The sequence below is a fragment of the Streptomyces katrae genome, assembly GCF_002028425.1.
Taxonomy (GTDB): Bacteria; Actinomycetota; Actinomycetes; order Streptomycetales; family Streptomycetaceae; genus Streptomyces; species Streptomyces katrae_A.
Window position 1 is genome coordinate 7,370,652 of record NZ_CP020042.1, and the last position, 14,569, is coordinate 7,385,220.

At 68.2% G+C, this 14,569-nt stretch carries 22 protein-coding genes and 4 pseudogenes; 13 read left to right on the forward strand and 13 right to left on the reverse strand.

Features of this window, described 5'->3' with window-relative positions:
- Window positions 1-55: 55 nt before the first annotated feature.
- The gene (locus tag B4U46_RS39590) at window positions 56-133 is read right to left on the reverse strand and encodes a DUF6131 family protein (protein ID WP_221265259.1); all 78 of its coding nucleotides are present in this window, start codon (window positions 131-133) and stop codon (window positions 56-58) included.
- Window positions 134-252: 119 nt separating this feature from the next.
- On the opposite strand from B4U46_RS39590, the gene B4U46_RS33650 reads away from it, so the two are divergent.
- The 4 genes from B4U46_RS33650 (at window position 253) to B4U46_RS33665 (ending at window position 1,646) form a co-directional block, all read left to right on the forward strand.
- A complete protein-coding gene (locus B4U46_RS33650; RefSeq protein ID WP_079431360.1) occupies window positions 253-672 on the forward strand; it encodes a hypothetical protein in 420 nt (139 codons plus the stop codon).
- A 39-nt stretch (window positions 673-711) separates the two neighbouring features.
- Entirely contained in the window at window positions 712-885 is a 174-nt protein-coding gene (locus B4U46_RS33655) for a CsbD family protein (protein ID WP_079431361.1), read from the forward strand.
- 102 nt (window positions 886-987) lie between these two features.
- Window positions 988-1,245, forward strand: a complete 258-nt coding sequence (locus B4U46_RS33660) for a DUF1206 domain-containing protein (RefSeq protein WP_159036669.1) — start codon at window positions 988-990, stop codon at window positions 1,243-1,245.
- Window positions 1,242-1,646, forward strand: a complete 405-nt coding sequence (locus tag B4U46_RS33665; protein WP_159402143.1) for a DUF1206 domain-containing protein — start codon at window positions 1,242-1,244, stop codon at window positions 1,644-1,646. Before B4U46_RS33660 ends, B4U46_RS33665 begins: the two co-directional genes overlap by 4 nt.
- A gap of 32 nt (window positions 1,647-1,678) precedes the next feature.
- Here B4U46_RS33665 and B4U46_RS33670 read toward each other — a convergent pair.
- From B4U46_RS33670 to B4U46_RS33680, 4 genes and pseudogenes are all read right to left on the reverse strand, one after another.
- Window positions 1,679-1,870 (reverse strand): annotated as a pseudogene (locus B4U46_RS33670) (DUF1206 domain-containing protein); the annotation flags it as partial.
- On the reverse strand, window positions 1,867-2,133 hold the full coding sequence (locus B4U46_RS36950) for a hypothetical protein (protein ID WP_100862055.1): 267 nt from the start codon (window positions 2,131-2,133) through the stop codon (window positions 1,867-1,869). The gene B4U46_RS36950 and the pseudogene B4U46_RS33670, both read right to left, overlap by 4 nt.
- 203 nt (window positions 2,134-2,336) lie before the next feature.
- Window positions 2,337-2,519: a hypothetical protein gene (locus B4U46_RS33675; protein ID WP_237293233.1), complete on the reverse strand. Its 183-nt coding sequence runs from the start codon at window positions 2,517-2,519 to the stop codon at window positions 2,337-2,339.
- 7 nt (window positions 2,520-2,526) lie between these two features.
- Entirely contained in the window at window positions 2,527-2,778 is a 252-nt protein-coding gene (locus B4U46_RS33680; protein WP_079431364.1) for a hypothetical protein, read from the reverse strand.
- Between B4U46_RS33680 and B4U46_RS33685 the strand changes: the two are divergent.
- Window positions 2,739-4,252: pseudogene (locus tag B4U46_RS33685) on the forward strand (transposase); the annotation flags it as partial. The gene B4U46_RS33680 and the pseudogene B4U46_RS33685 sit on opposite strands and share 40 nt — an antisense overlap.
- A 40-nt stretch (window positions 4,253-4,292) precedes the next feature.
- Here the strand turns inward: B4U46_RS33685 and B4U46_RS33690 are convergent.
- On the reverse strand, window positions 4,293-5,390 hold the full coding sequence (locus B4U46_RS33690) for a MerR family transcriptional regulator (protein ID WP_079431365.1): 1,098 nt from the start codon (window positions 5,388-5,390) through the stop codon (window positions 4,293-4,295).
- 243 nt (window positions 5,391-5,633) lie between these two features.
- On the opposite strand from B4U46_RS33690, the gene B4U46_RS37720 reads away from it, so the two are divergent.
- On the forward strand, window positions 5,634-5,786 hold the full coding sequence (locus B4U46_RS37720) for a hypothetical protein (RefSeq protein ID WP_159036666.1): 153 nt from the start codon (window positions 5,634-5,636) through the stop codon (window positions 5,784-5,786).
- 314 nt (window positions 5,787-6,100) lie between these two features.
- Window positions 6,101-6,526 carry an acyl-CoA thioesterase gene (locus B4U46_RS33695; protein WP_159036665.1) on the forward strand — a complete coding sequence of 142 codons (426 nt, stop codon included), beginning with the start codon at window positions 6,101-6,103 and terminating at the stop codon, window positions 6,524-6,526.
- Window positions 6,527-6,898: 372 nt separating this feature from the next.
- On the opposite strand, the gene B4U46_RS33700 is transcribed toward B4U46_RS33695, so the two are convergent.
- The 5 genes and pseudogenes from B4U46_RS33700 to B4U46_RS33715 form a co-directional block, all read right to left on the reverse strand.
- A complete protein-coding gene (locus B4U46_RS33700) occupies window positions 6,899-7,618 on the reverse strand; it encodes a hypothetical protein (RefSeq protein WP_079431367.1) in 720 nt (239 codons plus the stop codon).
- Window positions 7,619-7,935: 317 nt separating this feature from the next.
- Window positions 7,936-8,133 carry a hypothetical protein gene (locus B4U46_RS39595; RefSeq protein ID WP_237293411.1) on the reverse strand — a complete coding sequence of 66 codons (198 nt, stop codon included), beginning with the start codon at window positions 8,131-8,133 and terminating at the stop codon, window positions 7,936-7,938.
- Window positions 8,134-8,143: 10 nt separating this feature from the next.
- Window positions 8,144-8,296 (reverse strand): annotated as a pseudogene (locus B4U46_RS39600) (AAA family ATPase); the annotation flags it as partial.
- Between the two features lie 304 nt (window positions 8,297-8,600).
- On the reverse strand, window positions 8,601-9,101 hold the full coding sequence (locus B4U46_RS33710) for a hypothetical protein (RefSeq protein ID WP_123995178.1): 501 nt from the start codon (window positions 9,099-9,101) through the stop codon (window positions 8,601-8,603).
- A 163-nt stretch (window positions 9,102-9,264) separates the two neighbouring features.
- The gene (locus B4U46_RS33715; protein WP_237293234.1) at window positions 9,265-9,771 is read right to left on the reverse strand and encodes a DUF3995 domain-containing protein; all 507 of its coding nucleotides are present in this window, start codon (window positions 9,769-9,771) and stop codon (window positions 9,265-9,267) included.
- Window positions 9,772-10,080: 309 nt separating this feature from the next.
- Between B4U46_RS33715 and B4U46_RS37725 the strand changes: the two genes are divergently transcribed.
- The 6 genes from B4U46_RS37725 to B4U46_RS33735 all read left to right on the forward strand — a co-directional run bounded on the left by B4U46_RS37725 (window position 10,081) and on the right by B4U46_RS33735 (window position 13,542).
- Window positions 10,081-10,242: an alpha/beta fold hydrolase gene (locus tag B4U46_RS37725; RefSeq protein ID WP_159402144.1), complete on the forward strand. Its 162-nt coding sequence runs from the start codon at window positions 10,081-10,083 to the stop codon at window positions 10,240-10,242.
- 73 nt (window positions 10,243-10,315) lie between these two features.
- The gene (locus tag B4U46_RS37730; RefSeq protein ID WP_159402145.1) at window positions 10,316-10,477 is read left to right on the forward strand and encodes a hypothetical protein; all 162 of its coding nucleotides are present in this window, start codon (window positions 10,316-10,318) and stop codon (window positions 10,475-10,477) included.
- Complete coding sequence (locus tag B4U46_RS33720; protein WP_079431370.1) at window positions 10,474-11,238, forward strand: MBL fold metallo-hydrolase; 765 nt, start codon at window positions 10,474-10,476, stop codon at window positions 11,236-11,238. The genes B4U46_RS37730 and B4U46_RS33720 overlap by 4 nt, the downstream gene beginning before the upstream one ends.
- A 92-nt stretch (window positions 11,239-11,330) precedes the next feature.
- The gene (locus tag B4U46_RS37735) at window positions 11,331-11,570 is read left to right on the forward strand and encodes a helix-turn-helix domain-containing protein (protein ID WP_159402146.1); all 240 of its coding nucleotides are present in this window, start codon (window positions 11,331-11,333) and stop codon (window positions 11,568-11,570) included.
- A gap of 130 nt (window positions 11,571-11,700) precedes the next feature.
- Entirely contained in the window at window positions 11,701-12,159 is a 459-nt protein-coding gene (locus B4U46_RS33730; protein ID WP_079431371.1) for a transposase, read from the forward strand.
- A 90-nt stretch (window positions 12,160-12,249) separates the two neighbouring features.
- Complete coding sequence (locus B4U46_RS33735; RefSeq protein ID WP_079431372.1) at window positions 12,250-13,542, forward strand: IS256 family transposase; 1,293 nt, start codon at window positions 12,250-12,252, stop codon at window positions 13,540-13,542.
- Window positions 13,543-13,599: 57 nt separating this feature from the next.
- On the opposite strand, the gene B4U46_RS33740 is transcribed toward B4U46_RS33735, so the two are convergent.
- Together B4U46_RS33740 and B4U46_RS40735 are read right to left on the reverse strand one after the other, a co-directional pair.
- Entirely contained in the window at window positions 13,600-13,968 is a 369-nt protein-coding gene (locus tag B4U46_RS33740) for a hypothetical protein (RefSeq protein ID WP_079431373.1), read from the reverse strand.
- A gap of 247 nt (window positions 13,969-14,215) precedes the next feature.
- Window positions 14,216-14,335, reverse strand: a pseudogene (locus B4U46_RS40735) (transposase); the annotation flags it as partial.
- Between the last annotated feature and the right edge of the window lie 234 nt (window positions 14,336-14,569).

Sequence of the window (14,569 nt, forward strand, 5' to 3'; positions counted from 1 at the left end):
GGCGGCGGGGGTCGTGCGGAAACGGGGGTCGTTCCCCGCACGGGGTCAGGGGTGGCTACCAGTAGTGCCGTCGTCCGCCGACATTGTGTCCGACGGATCCTAGGATCCACAGGATGATGCCGAGGACGATCATGATGTGCGCCGATCTCACGGGATGACGCAAAGCCCCTGTTCCCAGTCTGGATCTGCCCTCTGCTGGTGGCTTCCCGGGCAGGACAGTCCTACCGTGGAGAGACACCTCTGGAGCGCGCCATGCTCGTCATCCTCGGACTCGTCCTCCTGATCGCCGCTCTGGTCGTCGGTGTGGCAGGCGTCGTGACCAACGACGGCAGCGCCCACGAGCTGACCGGCGGATTCTCCGTATTCGGCCACGAGGTCACCGGATCCACCGGCACCCTCTTCCTCTACGGCATCGTCGTCGGGGCCGTGGCCCTGCTCGGGCTGAGCCTCCTCCTGGCCGGTGCCCGCCGTAACTCTCATCGCGGCCACGAAACCGGCCCCGAAGTCGACAAGTCGCGCCGGGGAGCAGCCACCGCCGGCGACGACCGCGCCGACGTCGTAGACCAACGTGGCATCGCCCGCCCAGAGGCGACGGTTGGGCGAGAGTCCAACCCGGGCGGAGAGCGCCGGAGGGGGCTCAACCCGTTCAGGCACCGATCGGATCCCCGGTAGGCCGCCACATACCGGCGCACGACTTAAGGCAGGCACCCCATGAGTATCGGCAAGAAGATCGCGCACAAGGCCGAGGCGGTCAAGGGCGGCGCCAAGAAGACCGTCGGCCGTGTCACCGGCAGCTGGCACCTGCGGGCCGAAGGCCGTGCTGACCAGGCCAAGGGCAACGCCAAGCAGGCCGGGGCGAAGATCAAGGACATATTCAAGCACTGACCACTGCGCCCGCCCTGTCGGCGTCACGGCAAGGCCCCGGAGGTGCCACGTATGGCCATAAGGAAAGGCAATGTCTCCCACGCCAGGTCCCAGGGGCGGCGTGTGTCCAACAGCCGTGCCATGGAGGTCCTGTCCAGGGTCGGACTCTCCGCGCGGGGGGTGATCTACGTACTGGTGGGGCTGCTGGCCGTGCAGATGGGGTTCGGCGGCGACAGCGGCAAGGAGGCCGACCGGTCCGGTGCGGTGCGGACCATCGGCGAGCAGCCGTTCGGCCGGGCGCTGCTGTGGGCGCTGGTCGTGGGGCTGGCGGCTATGGCGCTGTGGCGCCTGTCCGAGGCCGCATTCGGACGGGCGCGGTGACGGGCGGTGACAAGTGGACCCGCCGCCTGGGCTCTTTGGGGCTGGCGGTCTTCTACACCGTGATCTGTATCGGCGTGGTGCAGACCGCGCCGGTCGGCGGGTCCGCCGGAGGCCGTCCCGGCGATGAGACCTCGAAGGACTACACCGCGAGGGTGCTGACCTGGCCCTTCGGGCGGGTCATCGTCGGTGTGGTCGGAGCCGTCCTGGTCATCGTCGGCGTGGTGATCGTGGTCCGGAGCCTGATGCGGAACGGCAACAACCTCAACCAGCTGACCCTCGCCATCAACTCCGGCGACCGCCCGGCGGACGCCCACCTCGACGCGGTGCTGACCGCCGTCCGCCGGGCCACCGACCGGGTCCAGGCCGCCACCGACCGACTCCGGGCTTCGCAGAACGAGTAGAGGCCGAACAGCAGGAGGCCCACCGCCGCGGCGATCAGCAGAACGGGCCCGGCGGGTGTGGCGGCGAACGAACGCAGCGTCTCGTCCATGCCCTTGGCTTCGCCGGGATCGAACCGCACCGCGGCCAGCACGACGAACAGCCCGGCCACCGCCGCGACCACTCCGGTCGCCACGCCGCCGACGATGCCCAGCCCCGCGACGACCCGCCGCGTCACCGGGCTCATCTCGCCCGTGCGGAGATTCTGCTCGAACTGACGTGGCCGAGGTGTCGGCGGGCGGCGAACATCTCGTAGATCAGCTCACGTTCGCCGGCGATGGCGCCGGCGGCATGCTCGGGGTCGCGGGCGGCGGCGAGAGCGCTGCGGGCGAGGAACGCGGGCAGGCTCGTGCGGGCTGCTGCGGCGGCTGTGGCGAGGTGGTGCTTCTCGTCGTCGTTGAGGCGGACGCTGCACACGTAGCTGCGCTTCTCGGCGGCGGTCTTCGGCAAGCGCCCGCGGGAGGCGTTCTTCGTGACGCGGCGTTTGCGTCGCGGTACGGGCTTCCCCTCCGGCTGCGATCCGCCCTCGGTCGCTGCCTCGTGGACCGGTGCCCCCTGGCTCCGGTCCGCTCCCGCCACTCCTGGGGCGGGCTTGGCCAAGACGACGGCGGCCCGGGGGCTGGTCCGGGCCGCCGTACGGGCAGGGGCGCAGCTCACCCGCACAGGGGGCAGCGCGTGAAATGGCGGGTCAGCGCCTTGGCCATGTTCTGCTTCACCGCCAGGGCGTGCCGCGTGCTCGACTTGGAGGCGGTGCTGCCCGCGTGACGGGCGGCGTGGTTGCGCAGGAACGTGATGTCGCGTTCGTATCCGGCCTTCAGTCGGTGAATCGCTCGCACGTCTTCATCAGCGGGTGGCTCCTTCGGAGGATGTGGTGGAGGCGGTGGCAGCCCGAAGCGCGGTCAGGACAGGACCGATGTGCTCATTGCCGAGCGGGATTCCGCGGGCGCGCATGATGCCCCGCAGCTGCGCCCTGGTGATCTGCACGTTCCCCTCGGCCGCCAGGACTGCGGGGACGTCCGGGAGGACCAGCTCGACGACCTCGGCCTCGGACAGGCGGCGCGGTCCGGGCCGGCGGTCCGACCGTCCGGTGTGCACACGTGCCCGGATGGTCCCGGGGCGTACCAGTCCGGTCCACGTCCGATTCGGTCCGGTTGTCGGTCCGAGTGGAGATCGTCGTTCCCGAGGGCGGGGGACGTGCTCGGCCGAGCGTGGACAAGCTCGGCGCACTGGGCGAGCCGGAGTCGCTGACCTGGCTGAAGGCCACCACGGAGGCGATGCTGCCCAGGATCGACCTGCCGGACCTACTGTTCGAGGTTCACTCCTGGACCGGGTTCCTCGACTCCTTCGGGCACGTCTCCGACCGGCGTACCCGCATGGAGGGGCTGCTCGTCTCCCTGGTTGCCCTGCTGGTCTCCCAGAGCTGCAACATCGGGCTGACCCCGGTCATCGACCCGAACAACAAGGCGCTGACCCGCTCGCGGCTCTCGCACGTCGACCAGAACCACGTGCGCGCCGACACCATCGCCGCGGCGAACGCCGCAATGATCGGCGCACAGTCCCGCATCGAGCTTGCCCAAATGTGGGGAGGCGGGCTGCTCGCCTCCGTCGATGGCTTGCGCTTCGTCGTTCCGGTCAAGAGCATCAACACCGGGCCCTCGCCCAAGTACTACGGCTACAAACGCGGCGTCACCTGGCTCAACGCCGTCAACGACCAGGTCGCCGGGATCGGCGCGATGGTCGTACGCGGCACCCCACGCGACAGCCTCTACACCCTGGACACCCTGCTGAACCTGGACGGCGGGGTGAAGCCGGAGATGGTGGCCACCGACAACGCCTCCTACTCCGACATGGCGTTCGGCCTGTACAAGATGCTCGGCTTCCGCTTCGCCCCGCGCTTCCGTGACCTCGCCGATCAGCGGTTCTGGCGGGCCGACCTGCCCGACGGCGAAAAGCCGTCGGTCGGGTACGGACCGCTGGAGGACGTGGCCTGCAACAAGGTCAACCTGAAGAAGATCGCCACGCACTGGCCGGACATGCTGCGGGTCGCCGGGTCGCTCATCACCAACCAGGTACGGGCCTACGACCTGCTGCGGATGTTCGGCCGCGAGGGCACCCGACCCCGCTGGGGGCGGCATTCGCCGAGTACGGGCGGATCGACAAGACCATGCACCTGCTCGGCCTGGTCGACCCGGTGGACGACACCTACCGGCGGCTGATGAACCGGCAGCTCACCGTGCAGGAGTCCCGCCACCGGCTGGCCCGCGCGATCTGTCACGGCGGCCGGGGCCAGATCCGCCAGGCGTACCGCGAGGGCCAGGAGGACCAGCTCGCCGCCCTGGGCCTGGTCCTCAACGCCGTGGTGCTGTGGAACACCCGCTACCTGGACGCCGCCGTCGCTCAACTCCGCGCCGAGGGCCACGACCTCAAGGACGAGGATGTCGCCCGGCTCTCCCCACTCAAGGACCGGCACATCAACTTCCTGGGCCGCTACCTGTTCAACATCACCGCCAGCGGCCCCGGCCAAGGGCCTGCGTCCCTTCCGCGTCCCAGACGCGTCCGAGGACGGTGACGAGGAGGAGTAACCCGGGTCAGTCCGGACCGGTGCCCATTCAAGCTATGAGCAGGCGGAGGCCGAGGTCTGCCGCGTCGAGGTGGGCGAGGTCGCTGTTGCGCTCGGCCCACCGGCCGGAGTCGAGGTCGTCGCGGAGGCTTCGCACCGCCCGCTGCTCGGCGTCCGGTCCGACCCTCGTCCATACCGACACCGCACGGCGGACGTGATCCTCCAGATACGCGTCCGGTCGGCGCCAGTACGCCTCGAACAGGCCGTCAGTGCAGTCCCACGGGATGGGCACCGGCTCGGCGCGGGCGCCGATCGCGTCGGCCATCCCCGCAAGTGAGGGAAATTCTGCGAGGACGGTGGCGAACTCGGGCAGGTAGTCGCGGGTAAGCCAGAACCGGTCCTGCCATCCGGGCTCGTCGGTGTCGAACGTGAGCACCACCACGCGGCGGGCCACGCGCCGCATCTCGCGCAGCCCCGCTATCGGGTCCCCCCAGTGGTGAACGGTGGAGACGGCCATCGCGACGTCGAAGGAGTGGTCCTCGAACGGCAGGCTCTCCGCGGCGGCGGCCACGCACGGCGCCGAGCCGGGAGGCCGCTGACGCCGCATGACCTCCGACGGCTCCACCGCAGTCACCTCGCGATCGGCCGGCTCGTAGGAGCCGGTGCCGGCCCCGACATTCAGCACCGTCCGCGCGTCCCCGAGCGCGTCCAAGATCTGCGCTGCGATCCGCGGCTCGGTGCGCCGTGTCGCGGTGTAAGCGCCGCCGATCGCGTCGTACAGCCGTGCACCGAGCATCCCCAGTTGCTCCTCTGGTGTCACCTTCAGTCCCCTCGCCCGTGCCTCAAGTTCCCTGTCAATGGCCGCCATCATGGCGTCAGCACGATCACGCCGCTCCAGCAGCAGGCCACGCAGTCGGCGCAGGTGCGCGACCGCGTCGGTGGACGAGTCGCCGACCAGTTCCGCAACCTCCCGCAACCCGAAGCCCAGCCGCCGGTAGGCCAGCACCTCCCTCAGCCGCTCGACGTCACCCGCCGAGTAGGCCCGGTACCTACCCGCGGTCCGCGCCGACGGGCGCACGAGCCCGATCTCGTCATAGTGATGCAGCGTGCGGACGCTCACGCCGGCCAGCTCGGCCACGCGCCCCACGGTCCAGTGATCTTCCACGGCACCGACTATGCAGCCTGACGTCACGTGAGGGTCAAGAGCCGCACTCATGACCCGCAAGAGCCGACGCGGAGCCGTAGCCGCACGCCGCGTTACTGTCAGAACATCCTCGCCTGCAACGCGGCCATGGCCGAGTGGTGGCCCTGGGTCATGGAGCCGCGTGCCAACCTCATGCGCTGGGCCCTGACGAACCCTCAGGCCCGTACCCAATAGCACGGTTGGGAGATGCACGCCGCGGCCTACATCCGGCTGCTGAAGTTCGCTCAGGCCACTCACAAGGACAACGCCGAGCTCGTCGACCTGATCGCCGAGGTTCGACAGAGCCCGGACGTCGAGCGGATCTGGCGCACCGAAGCCCACCTGGAAGCCGACCGCTGATCATCCCCGCCCTGGGCTGGGAGGCCATCGAAGTCGTCTCCCACGTCCTGTACCCGGCGTCGATGCCGCACTGCCGGTTCGTAGTGATCACCTGGGTCGAGGCCGAGACCTCCGACGACGAGACCGACGCCCTGGGAGGCAAGCGCAACTGGGGGGCCTGGGGGGCGGGGCGTGGCCGTCCGGACGACAGATAGCATTCGGACGGCTGTTCCCCGCAGCCCCCGGGCCTAGCGGGCGGACGGGTGTGCCAGTCCGCCCTCGTATCGGCCAGGCGCCTCGAAGGCGCGGCAGATCCCACAACCTCAGGAGTCACCGTGTCCCGACACATCTACGACTGCCCCGTTCGCTGGTCGGACCTCGACGCGAACGGCCACCTCAACAGCTCCCGTTACGGCGTCCTCCTGGAAGAGACCCGCATGCGCATGTTCAGCATGCTCGTCCCCCAGGACCCCGCCGAGCGCCTGGCCCGCAACTTCCTGCTGCGCGAGCAGACCATCCGCTACCAGCACCCGCTGGAGACCTGGGAGACCCCGGTCCGCATCGAAGCCTGGGTGACCGACGTCAGGCGCGTCTCCCTCACCTTCCACTTCGAGGTCAAGGACGACGAGCATGTCTACGCCACCGCGACTTCCGTGGTGGCCGGCTACGACTCCATCCGGGGCGGTATCCGCCGCTTCGAGCAGGATGAACTCGACGTGTTCAACAGCTACGCCGACACCGTGCAGGGAACCGACGGCTGAACCGCCGGCCGCCGGACCCGCCTGCGGGCGTGTCAGGGGCATGCACGCAAACGCTTGTCTGCCTCCCTGACAGCGGCCACCAGGAATTCCCCATGGACGGCCAGTTGCGAATGTAACCGTGGGTGACCGCTTCCGGCTCGACTGTGTCAGTCGTGGACTCATGGCCGATTGGTCGGTCGGCGCCTTCCGGCCCAGGTCAGTGCCTCCTCCTCTGCTTGGGCAGCCAGGGTGGAAATCGGCCACCCCGTGCTCGGCGCCGCATTGAGCTGTCGGCGAGTCGGGGAACCTGTGGCGCGTCGCACAGCACGGGAGGTGGCTGGGCCGGGTGTCGGCTGCCCAGCCTGATTGTCAATTTCGTGGTGAGACGGCCACTTATCCGATGCACCCCGGGACAGGGGAGGGGCTGCCGGTGCAGTTGGTCGGGGTGTTGGCGGTCACCGAGGAGGTGTTGAGCGTTGCGGTGCCGGCGACGTAGTAGATGCCGCCGGGGTTGATACCTGCGGCGTTGCCGCTGACCACGCTGCTGGTGAGGGTGAGGGTCGCGTTGACGCTGGCGATACCGGCGGCCTGGTGGGCGGTGTTGTTCTTGACGTCGCTGCTGGTAAACGTCGCCGCTGCCGCGCCGCCGGTGCTGTAGATGGCGCCGCCGACGCCGTCGGCGGCGTTGTTCGACAGCTTACTTCCGGTGAGTTCCACCGCGCCGAAGTTGAGGATGCCGCCCCCGTTTGTGGCCGTATGGCCGCCGCTGAGGGTGACGGCCTTGAGGGTGATGCCGCCGGTCTTGCTGACCTGGGCGATGCGGAAGTTGGTCGCCGCTGCGCGGGTGATGGTGTTGGCATTGCCCTCGAAGGTGATCGGGGTGGTGATGATCGGGAGTCCGGTGGGGCCGTTCACTCCGTCGTCGCCGTGGCTGGCGGTGAGGGTGTATGTGCATCCCGGGGTGAGAGTCACTGTTCCGCCGCCGGCGGAGTTGGCCGCGTTTACCGCAGTGACCAGGGACGACTCATCGCAGGCGACGGCCGCGTGCGCGGTCGCGGGCAGGAGGACAGTCGTGCCGGCGGCCAGAATGGCGGACCCTGCCACAGCGAGCATCGTGCGACGGTGACTCATGAAAACTCCCTGGAACCGAGAGAACCCAGGCCCCCTCGCTCTGGACCGGACCGCGGATCGATCGGATGAGCTGAGAACGCTTCAAGATCCTCGAAGTTACGTCACCAGACAGCGGAACACCCGAACGGGGAAGACCCTCGGCCAGGGCGCGGGCCGAGGCAACGGTTGGGTCCACGCGAGGGCGTCACGCTGAGCCACCGCCCTGTTGATGACTACACGTTGTGACATCTGCGGCCAGATGACTCCCCATCAGGTGGCCGCGAGCGGGGAATCTGAACTGGGCACCCCCCGCTTTGAGGTCAGCGCGCCCGGACGAATGCTGCGATCTCGGCTGTCCCTGGCTGATAGCCGTCAGACGTGTCCACGAGCAGGGTGGGCACGTCGAGGGAGATGTTGACGAACCCCTCGGGGCTGTAGGCGCCGGCGGCGATGTCGGTACGGAGCTGACGGTCGCCGTGGGCGGCGCGATGCCTGTCCGAGCGAGCGCGCTCGGTCATGCGCTCGATGATGGTCAGTGTTGGGGGTGACGCACCGGCCCTGCTTGATCTCGTCACGGATGATCGCGGGGCAGCCGAGTTCGAGGGCGAGGCTGCGTGCGAGGGTGGTCTTTCCAGTGCCCGGTGGTCCGCTGACCACCACGAGGGTCTGCCTTGCTGGCATTTCCCTGAGCTCCCGGAGAGGTTGGCTGGCCCGTTGATGCCCGTCAGGCAAGACCGCTCCAGACGATGCTGTAGCGAGCTGCGTGAGCAAGAGATGGGAACAGGTCGCGTAAGACGTCAGTTCACAGGGTCTGCGTCTGCGGCAGGATGGCCCGGTTAGTCGTGCGGGTCAGCCCGGGACGGGGTGGCGGCGGGTAAGTGCACCCACTCATCCTGCGGGCGGGCGGTGAATGCAGCCGGTCCGCACCTGCGGCAGTCCGCTGCCGTTTCGGCGTCTCGCCGGCGAGCGCCTTGTCGTGATGTGGTCAGGCTGTGGCCCGGGATACGGCCTGTTCGAGAACCTGGTACATGACGTGGGGGTGCCGGTTCTCGGCTGGCGCCCACAAGGCACGTGCTCTTTCGTCGTCCAACTGAATGAAAGCGGCCAACAGTAGCGTGTGGGGCCGACGTTGGAAGAGCAGCTCGCCGTGCAGTCCACGGGTGGGGCCGGCGGAGAGGAGCACGAGGTCCGGGGTTCTGTGCCGCACCGGCCAGCCGAGTACGCAACCCTCGGACGGGGCCGGGCGGAGCTGCAGGCCGAGTGCGGTCCAGCCCTGGGTGAGGGCCTGCCGCGTGTCAGAGGCTGCGTCTTCCAGGACCGTTCGCGCCCATTGCTCGGCGGTGCGGTTCTGAGCCGGGTCGAGGTCGGCGAGCACGGCGTTCTCGTAGTCGATCCGCACAAGTGTGCTGAGTGCGTGAGCGGCAGGCGGCACCGCGACGTGGCGCACGCGGTCCGGAGTCCGCGGATGTGACGTGGGATCAACCATGGCTACTCCTCATATGTGGGGTTGGGTTGTCGGCGAGCGATTCGCGACGCATCGCCCGAGGCGATCAGCGCCGCCAGTCGGGGGGCACCTGCTCTCCGACGCTGTGATCACACCAGCCACCGCGAGATCATCTCGCCTGTGACCAGCAGTTGCGTGACGGCTCTCAACCGATCCCGGTAGCCGCCGAGGTCACGGACAGGATCAGGGCACCGAGCGCGCCCACAGCGCCGTAGAGCCGTAGCTCGCGCCGATCACCGCGTGGGCGGACATACAGCGCGGTGGCCCCGGCGAAGGCCAGACCACCGACGATGAACCACGGCCCCCACAAGTAGAGGTACCAACTAGTCAGCGCAGCCAGGTCCGGCTCAACAGAGACGGCCCCGGCCTCGGCCAGCACACCGTGGACGACGAAGAGGCCACCATGCCAAGTGAGCAGGATCGCCGAACCACCCCCGCAGAACACCATGAATCGGCTGATTCGCGCGCCCCGCGCTCGCGTCAAGCCGATGCCGAGCAGTGCTCCGACGAGCTTCAGGAAGCCGGTCACCACCAGGACGGCCACGAACCACGGCACTCCGTCGCGAGCGAGCTGCACCAGCGACGGCGACACCGTCGTCCGGGCGCCGAAGGTACTGCCCGTCGCCCACACGAAACTGGGTACTGCGAACAAGAAACCCCATCCCGCAGCGGCGTACCCAGGCCATGCGCTCAGGTGGAGGCGGACTGCCCGGCGTAGGACGGGACGCGCTGTGTCGTCCGGGGAACGCGTGATCGACATGGCTCGATCGTGGTCCGGACGGTGACGACTTGCGTCATCCGCACGGAGGATCCGCCTCCCCCATGCGGGCTACCTCTCGGCGCCGGACACGGCAGCGCGCACCATACGGCGGGGGCCAAGACCTTGGCGGCCCTGCCGAAGCCGGTGGCTGATCTGGTCCGACGGCTGGTGGTGTGGGGGCGAAAGGACCCCGTCACCCCGATGCCGCCTGACGAGGTCCTGCGCACCGTTTTCTCCCACGCATACCTGCACCCGCTCGACGGCGTCGGACACCTGCCGCACTACGAGTGCCCCGACGAGACCGCCGCCGTCCTCATGGACTTCCTGCACAATTCGGTCGCGGACGGCCATAACGTCCTATGAACCGAGTCACAGCCCATCACGGGATGCCGGGATGCCCTGTCTCCTGTATGTGAGCACGACGAACGGAGATGTCATGAAGATCTTCATGTCCGGCGCGACCGGCACCATCGGCAGTCGGCAGGTGGCCCAACTTGTCGCGTGCGGCCAGGAGGCCGTCGGCGTGCCAGCCGTGCGCTCATGGCTGGACGCGGACTTCGGCGATCGGCATCTCGTCGAGAGCGGGGCAGGCCGATGATCCTGGCGCAGGCTCGCAGGTGGTACGAGCTGGAGGAACTGGACGACGGCCTCGTTCGCATCACAGAGCCGCACGTCGACAAGTTGGTGCGGGCCAACCTGTGGTGGTTACGCGGCACGGAACGCGACCTCGTCGTGGACGCGGGCCTGGGCGTCGCCGGCCTGCGTCGGCACATCCCCCGCATGTTCGAGCGGGATCCGCTGGTCGTCCTCACCCACGCACACCTGGACCACGTCGGCGGAGCACACGAGTTCTCAGAACGGGCGGCCCACAAAGCCGCTGCAGAGACCCTGGCGCAGGGCGTGCCCGCCAGCCTCTACGGCCCCGGGCTCTACACGGAAATCGGCATGGACCCGGCCGGAGAAGACCTGCCTGGATTGCTGATCAACGCGCTGCCCCACACCGGCTACGACCCTCGCACCTACCGCGTGGAGCCGCTCACGGTGCACCGCCCCCTCCAGGACGGAGACGTGATCGAGCTGGGCGGGCGCTCACTGACCGTCCTGTACCTTCCCGGCCACACCCCCGGCTGCATCGCTCTCCTCGAAGAACACACCGGGGCACTGTTCAGCGGCGACGTCATCTACAACGGCCACCTCATCGACGACCTCCCCGAATCCGACCCGCCGGCCTATCGGCGCAGCCTGGCGCTCCTGGCCGACCTGGACATATCCATCGCCCACCCCGGCCACGGCCGCAGCTTCGACGTGCACCGCCTGCGGGAACTCGCACGCAACTACCTCGGCGCGCCCTACGCGTAGGCCCGCCGCGGTGCCGGAGAACTCGAGCATGTTCTGGTCCGCGGCGCCACACCAAGCTGGACGACACCCAGGTCGAGACGGTCCGGGCCGCGTTGGAGCAAGGTGCCCAGGCGCACGGTTTCGAGGCCGACCTGTGGACCCTGGAACGAGTCGGCGCGGTCGTCACCCGGGCAACGGGGGTGGTGTTGTCGAGGGCGTCGGTGTGGCGGCTGCTGACCGGCCGGCTCGGATGGAGCCTGCAACGGCCCGAGCGGCGGGCGGTCGAGCGGGACGAGCCGGAGATCGCCCGCTGGATCGCGCACGAGTGGCCGCGCATCGAAAAGGGGCCGTGAACACACGCGCCTGGATCGTCTCCCTCGACGAATCAGGCGTCTTTCTGCTCCCTCGGATCCGCCGCACCTACTCGCCCCGAGGGCGGGGACTCCACTCCTGCGGCACTGCCTGAACTGGAAGCGCGCGTCGATGGCCGGGGCCTTGGGTTACCACTCCACCGAACCCGACCGAGGGGCCCGCCCGTGCTTCCACCTCAAGCCCGGCAGCTACGACACCGCCGCCCTCATCGAGGTCCTGGAGCAGATGAAGGTGTTCTACCGCGGCGAGCGAGTGGTCCTGGTCTGGGACGGCCTGTCCGCCCACTGGAGCCGGGCGATGCGGGCCTGGGCCGCCGAACAGGACTGGCTCACCCTGGAACGACTGCCCGCCTGCGCTCCAGAGCTGAACCTGGTGGAACTGCTGTGGTCCTCGCTCAAGAAGCGTGAACTCGCCAACCTCGCCGGCGACCACCTCGCAGGTGTCGCCGACGCCACCGAGCAAGGGATCCACCGCATCCACACCAACCCCCGACTGCCATGGTCATTCCTCGCCCATACCGGCCTGACCATCCACCCGCCACACCCACCGAACTTACGAAAAGATCAGTAGAGGTCATCTCAATTGGTGCTGGCGGCCGGCGGCCCAGCTCTCGGGGACTGTAAATCGTTCGGTGTAACTCCGATCATGGAGGATGCACCGATGACCAGTGAGAACGTGACCGAGGCCGAGACCGTCGAGCCGTCTGAGCCGAAGCCGTCGAAGGCGGTGGATGACCGGCTGATCGACGAGTTGGTGTCCCGTGCCCAGGCCGAGGGCCTGCAGCTGACCGGGGAGGGCGGGTTGCTCCAGCAGCTGACGAAGCGGCTGCTGGAGTCCGCCCTGGAGGGTGAGATCACCGATCACCTCGGCTATGACAAGCACGATCCGGCCGGGAAGAACGGCGGGAACAGCCGCAACGGAACCCGTGCGAAGACCGTGCTGACGGATGTCGGCCCGGTGGAGATATCCGTGCCCCGCGACCGTGACGGCTCCTTCGAGCCGAAGATCGTTCGCAAGCGGCAGAAGCGCCTGACCGGCGTGGACGAGATGGTCATCTCCTTGTCCGCGAAGGGCCTGACCACCGGCGCGGTCCAGGCCCACCTCGCGGAGGTCTATGGCGCCGAGGTCTCCCGCCAGACGATCTCGACGATCATCGACAAGGTCATGGACGGTATGTCCGAGTGGCAGAACCGGCCGCTCGACGCGGTCTATCCGGTGGTCTTCATCGACGCGATCCACGTGAAGATCCGTGACGGCGCCGTGGCGAACCGGCCGATCTATGTCGCCCTGGCCGTCACGACCGAAGGCCGACGGGACATCTTGGGGCTGTGGGCCGGCGACGGCGGCGAGGGCGCCAAGCACTGGATGCACATCCTCACCGAGATCAAGAACCGCGGCGTGAACGACGTCCTCATGCTCGTCTGCGACGGGCTGAAGGGCCTGCCCGACGCCGTCGAGACCGTCTGGCCCCGCACCACCGTCCAGACCTGCGTGGTCCACCTCCTGCGGAACTCCTTCCGCTATGCCGCCCGCCAGGACTGGGACAAGATCGCCAAGCTCCTCAAGCCCGTCTACACGGCGGCGGCCGAGGACGCCGCCCTGGAACGGTTCGCCGAGTTCGCAGACGCCTGGGGCAGGAAGTATCCGGCGATCGTCCGGCTCTGGGAGAACGCCTGGGAAGAGTTCACCCCGTTCTTGCGGTTCGACAGCGAGATCCGCCGCATCGTCTGCACCACGAATGCGATCGAGTCCGTGAACGCCAGGATCCGGCGGGCGGTCAAGGCCCGCGGGCACTTCCCCAACGAGACCGCCGCGCTGAAGTGCGTCTACATGGCGATCATGTCGCTCGACCCCACCGGCCGTGGTCAGGCCCGCTGGACCATGCGCTGGAAGACCGCCCTGAACGCCTTCGACATCACCTTCGACGGCCGACTCTCCGCAGCCCGTCAGTAACCCCAACCACCCTCGATACACTGTTCGATTGACAGACCCGCCCCAAGCGCGGCGTCTCTATGAGGTCGAAGACCTTTTGTAGGCACCGCAAGTCGGGGGGTTGATCAAGCTGTAGTTCGTGCAGACCCGGATGTATATGTAATGGCCCTCGGCCACGTTCGGACGGCACGTGATGGAACTCTTCGTAGGCCCACACGAGTCCTCGCGGCCGTAGTCGGTGTACCACTCCGCCCAGGACTCAGGGTATGGAAAATCGGGGTCGTAGTTGTAGTGGGTGACGGTGATGACGTCGCCATAGCTCACGAAAGTGGCGCTTGCCAGGCCGCCGTTGGTTGCAGTTGTGTCGGCGATTGCTGTGCCGACTCCGGCGAACGTGATGGCTGCCGTTGCTGCGGCAACTACGGCGAAGCTCTTGACACGTCGCACTCCGGGCCTCCAGTGTCGTTGCGCTGAAATGGATCAAGCACGGACAGGCCGTGCAAAATAGAAGCAGAGCCAAAGGGGGAGTAAAGAGGTATTTTCCAGCCAAGTCCTGGCGATGACTCGTGCGCCTAGACTCGAATCGACGCCGCTGGTTGTGGGCCGGGCGACTCCTCCCTCGCATTGAGCCAGGAGCGCCCCCGAGACCCTTCGCATCGGCCTCGGCCTGGAGCTGGGTGAGGATCCTCGCCCAGGTGCCGTCCCGCTGCCAGCGCCGGAACAGGTCATAGACCCGGCCCCATGGCCCATAACGTTCGGGCACGTTCCGCCAGGGAGCACCGGTCCGGGTCCGCCACCGTATGCCGTCTATCAGCTGCCGCCGCGTTCACACCTGCGGCCGACCCGGCTTGATGCCCGTCGGCAGCAGGGGCTCAAGCCGGGCCCACTGGCCGTTCGTCAGATCCCCACGTCCCACAGGGCATGATCATCAACGAACAAGATCCACTTTCGCAACAGACCCTAGAAGACTGATGAAGATGTTGGGTTCTGGCCCCGCCGCGTCAGCGGTGGGGCCAGACTCGTGTTGTGGTTCAAGGGGAGTGGGTCG

Excerpts from the sequence above, each read along its gene's own strand:
- B4U46_RS37720 (WP_159036666.1), top strand. The coding sequence starts at position 5,634 with ATGCACGCCGCGGCCTACATCCGGCTGCTGAAGTTCGCTCAGGCCACT.
- B4U46_RS39595 (WP_237293411.1), bottom strand. The coding sequence starts at position 8,133 with ATGACCGAGCGCGCTCGCTCGGACAGGCATCGCGCCGCCCACGGCGAC.
- B4U46_RS33700 (WP_079431367.1), bottom strand. The coding sequence starts at position 7,618 with ATGCTCGCTGTGGCAGGGTCCGCCATTCTGGCCGCCGGCACGACTGTC.
- B4U46_RS33735 (WP_079431372.1), top strand. The coding sequence starts at position 12,250 with ATGACCAGTGAGAACGTGACCGAGGCCGAGACCGTCGAGCCGTCTGAG.
- B4U46_RS33655 (WP_079431361.1), top strand. The coding sequence starts at position 712 with ATGAGTATCGGCAAGAAGATCGCGCACAAGGCCGAGGCGGTCAAGGGC.
- B4U46_RS37730 (WP_159402145.1), top strand. The coding sequence starts at position 10,316 with ATGAAGATCTTCATGTCCGGCGCGACCGGCACCATCGGCAGTCGGCAG.
- B4U46_RS33710 (WP_123995178.1), bottom strand. The coding sequence starts at position 9,101 with ATGGTTGATCCCACGTCACATCCGCGGACTCCGGACCGCGTGCGCCAC.
- B4U46_RS39590 (WP_221265259.1), bottom strand. The coding sequence starts at position 133 with ATGATCGTCCTCGGCATCATCCTGTGGATCCTAGGATCCGTCGGACAC.
- B4U46_RS37725 (WP_159402144.1), top strand. The coding sequence starts at position 10,081 with ATGCCGCCTGACGAGGTCCTGCGCACCGTTTTCTCCCACGCATACCTG.
- B4U46_RS33650 (WP_079431360.1), top strand. The coding sequence starts at position 253 with ATGCTCGTCATCCTCGGACTCGTCCTCCTGATCGCCGCTCTGGTCGTC.
- B4U46_RS33720 (WP_079431370.1), top strand. The coding sequence starts at position 10,474 with ATGATCCTGGCGCAGGCTCGCAGGTGGTACGAGCTGGAGGAACTGGAC.
- B4U46_RS33730 (WP_079431371.1), top strand. The coding sequence starts at position 11,701 with ATGGCCGGGGCCTTGGGTTACCACTCCACCGAACCCGACCGAGGGGCC.